Below are 2,947 nucleotides of genomic sequence, written 5' to 3' on the forward strand. Positions count from 1 at the left end.
TGATAAGTATTTTGCGCCAGCAGAGCCCGCAAGCACTATCACAGCTCATGAAGATCAGCGACACACTTGCCGTTCTCAATGCCGGACGCTTCGATAGCTGGCAACGCCCCTTCTCTCCCGATAATGCAAAACAGGCGGTACTGGCTTTTATGGGGGATGTCTATGAAGGACTGGATGCCCAAGGACTGGGCGAGGAGGCATTACTATGGCTGCAAGACCACCTGCGCATCTTATCAGGGCTGTACGGCGTATTAAGACCACTGGACCTGATGCAAGCCTACCGTCTGGAGATGGGCTCCCGGCTGGCAAATAGCCGCGGCAATAATTTATACGCCTTCTGGGGAAGCATCATCACCGAAACACTCAACCAGCGTCTGGCACAAGATGCCAAGCCCGTACTGCTTAATCTGGCATCGGAAGAGTACTTCAAATCGGTCCGGCGGCAAGCGCTTAACGCCGCCATTATTACGCCGGTGTTTCAGGACAGAAAAAACGGCCAGTATAAAATCATCAGTTTTCACGCCAAACGTGCACGCGGACTGATGGTACGCTGGGCACTCGAACAGCGCCCAGCTCAAGTACAAGACCTGCGTGGATTTGATAGCGAGGGTTATGCTTTCGATGCCGCCGCCTCTAGCGAGCTCGATTGGGTATTTCGCCGCGACCAAGAGGGCTGATCACAAAAGCACCTCGTTGAGCAGACGCTCTCCACGCTCGTAGGCGCTGGCATTGGCCAGCGCCGTCTGGGCAATTGCAGCCAACGCCTCCTGGGTCAAAAAACCCTGATGCGAGGTAATCAGCACATTGGGGAAGGTCAGTAAACGCGCCAGCTGATCATCCTGTATGCAGGCAGCGGACAAGTCCTGAAAAAACACCCCCTCCTCCATCTCGTAGACATCCAGCCCGACACCGGAGAGCCCGCCGGCCTTCAGCACTTCAATCAGGGCATGGGTATCCACCAGCCCGCCGCGGCTGGTATTGATCAGCACCGCAGCAGGCTTCATGCATGCCAGTACTTTGGCATTAATCAAATGATGCGTTGCGGTACTAAGCGGCAGATGCAGGCTGAGTACGTCGCTTCGGGCAATTAAGGAATCAAAAGAGCAATAGCTAAACCCCAGACTCTCGGCCAACGCAGGCTTGGGAGCCGGATCATAAGCCAGAGTATGCATACCAAAACCGCGGGCAATACGAATTGCGGCCAGGCCAATGCGTCCTGTGCCCAACACGCCAAAAGTCTTGCCATGCAAATTAAAACCGACCAAACCATCCAGTGAAAAATTCAGTTCGCGCACCCGTGCATAAGCCTTGTGCGTACGGCGCACGACGCTTAACAACAAGGCAAAAGCATGCTCGGCGACCGCTTCCGGCGAATAGGCCGGCACCCGGGTGACAGCAATGCCATGGCTGGCACAAGCACCCAGATCTACACCATTAAACCCGGCACAACGCAAGCTCACCAAGGTGGTACCGACTGCAGCCAGATGAGCTGCGACAGCCCCATCGATACGGTCATTAACAAACGGACAAACTGCGTCAAAGTTCTGCACCAGACTCACGGTCTGGGCATCAAGACGCGACTCGAAATAGACCAGTTCATGGCCAAAAGCCGTATTGGCCAGCTCTAGTGCCTGATGGTCATAGTGCTTAGTATCGAAAACCGCGATGCGCATATCAGCCCCTTTACGGGATGAGCCACGATGGTGAGTAAAACTTTATGGTAGCAGGCCGAGCAGGATGCATGCCCCGCCAGACCTTGGCCACAGCCCGTGAACGCAAAAAACCAAGACTTACAGTGTAGGACGCTTGTTAAAGCCCTGACTGCCCTGCGAGCCAATTTCGATCACGCTTAGCTTATCGACCTGTGCCGCTACCGGCCCCTGCCTTGCCCAGCGGATAAAAGCTTCAACTGAGGCCGGTTCCCCCTCAAGCAGAATTTCAACCGTGCCATCAGAGCGGTTTCTCACCCAGCCGGCCACCCCCAGCTCCGTGCTCAAGATGATGGCACTATCACGGAAGTAGACCCCCTGGACTTTGCCGTAAATACGCAATAAACGCGCAACCATGGCACTTCCTTCCTGTTGCAGAGCCCCGGAAACTAGGGTGACACCATAAACAAAATTCTTAACTTGACAGGCTAGCCCGCTTGCCCGGCACTGTTGTCGAAATGCCTCATCACGCTATAGCATGCATCATGCGCGGGCTGGAAAAAAATTTGGGCCGCTATTGAAGCGGCCCTATTCTTGACTAAACGATTCCGGTAAAACCCGCAATATACCCGCCACGCGGCACAATAATGACTTACAGATAAAAATTACCACTAAAATTCATTTGCAACATTAAGTCACTATATCAGTTTAGTGGCTGGCATTCAGGTAAGCATCTGCCGGATAAACTGCGCTTTCTATCCCTGTCATCGAACGAAAAGTCACCTGAAGCTTACGACCAACCGGTTCAACGTCCAGTACCTCGTAACAATCAATTTCGCCATTATTCTTGTGCTCATGAATCTGCGAACCAGGCTTCAGCTGGCTTACTTTTATCATCATTGCTTTGTCCTTTTTATCAAAAATTTCCATTAAAAATACCCTTCACTCTATATAAAAATAATTAATTATTATCAGTAAATACTAAATAACATTTATCGTCAATACCACTATAGCATTCATTAATGACGAAACTATTAATTACCCAAAAAGGAAACGCCCTATTAGCAAAAAATGCCAACAGGGCGTCAAATACCTAGCAATAACCGCAATCAGCCTACACGCATCCCCGGCTGTACGCCTTCGTCAGCATCCAGCAAGAACAGGCCTTGGCCATCTTCCACGCCCGAGCCACAGACGATCATGCCGGCCGATACTCCAAAGCGCATCTTGCGTGGTGCCAGATTGGCGACCACCACGACATGACGGCCGATCAACTTCTCCGGCTCGCCATACGCCTT

General features: G+C 52.1%; 5 protein-coding genes. 1 reads left to right on the top strand and 4 read right to left on the bottom strand.

The annotated features are described in order from the left end of the window. Positions 1-677 (top strand): peroxide stress protein YaaA (yaaA, locus tag ACRC1E_RS13470; protein WP_438515604.1); only part of this gene is annotated, 677 nt, incomplete at its 5' end. On the opposite strand, the gene ACRC1E_RS13475 is transcribed toward yaaA, so the two are convergent. The 4 genes from ACRC1E_RS13475 to ACRC1E_RS13490 all read right to left on the bottom strand — a co-directional run. Next, positions 678-1,673: a 2-hydroxyacid dehydrogenase gene (locus ACRC1E_RS13475; RefSeq protein WP_438515605.1), complete on the bottom strand. Its 996-nt coding sequence runs from the start codon at positions 1,671-1,673 to the stop codon at positions 678-680. A 117-nt stretch (positions 1,674-1,790) separates the two neighbouring features. After that, entirely contained in the window at positions 1,791-2,066 is a 276-nt protein-coding gene (locus tag ACRC1E_RS13480; protein ID WP_438515606.1) for an acylphosphatase, read from the bottom strand. Positions 2,067-2,357: 291 nt separating this feature from the next. After that, positions 2,358-2,579, bottom strand: a complete 222-nt coding sequence (locus ACRC1E_RS13485) for a hypothetical protein (protein WP_438515607.1) — start codon at positions 2,577-2,579, stop codon at positions 2,358-2,360. Positions 2,580-2,758: 179 nt separating this feature from the next. Next, positions 2,759-2,947: hypothetical protein (locus ACRC1E_RS13490; protein ID WP_438515608.1), on the bottom strand; the 189-nt coding region annotated here is incomplete at its 5' end.

Origin of the sequence: Craterilacuibacter sp., from assembly GCF_051659485.1 — a bacterium.
Classification (GTDB): domain Bacteria; phylum Pseudomonadota; class Gammaproteobacteria; order Burkholderiales; family Chromobacteriaceae; genus Craterilacuibacter.

Coding starts and splice junctions, on each gene's coding strand:
- ACRC1E_RS13485 (WP_438515607.1), bottom strand. CDS start 2,579: ATGGAAATTTTTGATAAAAAGGACAAAGCAATGATGATAAAAGTAAGC.
- ACRC1E_RS13475 (WP_438515605.1), bottom strand. CDS start 1,673: ATGCGCATCGCGGTTTTCGATACTAAGCACTATGACCATCAGGCACTA.
- ACRC1E_RS13480 (WP_438515606.1), bottom strand. CDS start 2,066: ATGGTTGCGCGTTTATTGCGTATTTACGGCAAAGTCCAGGGGGTCTAC.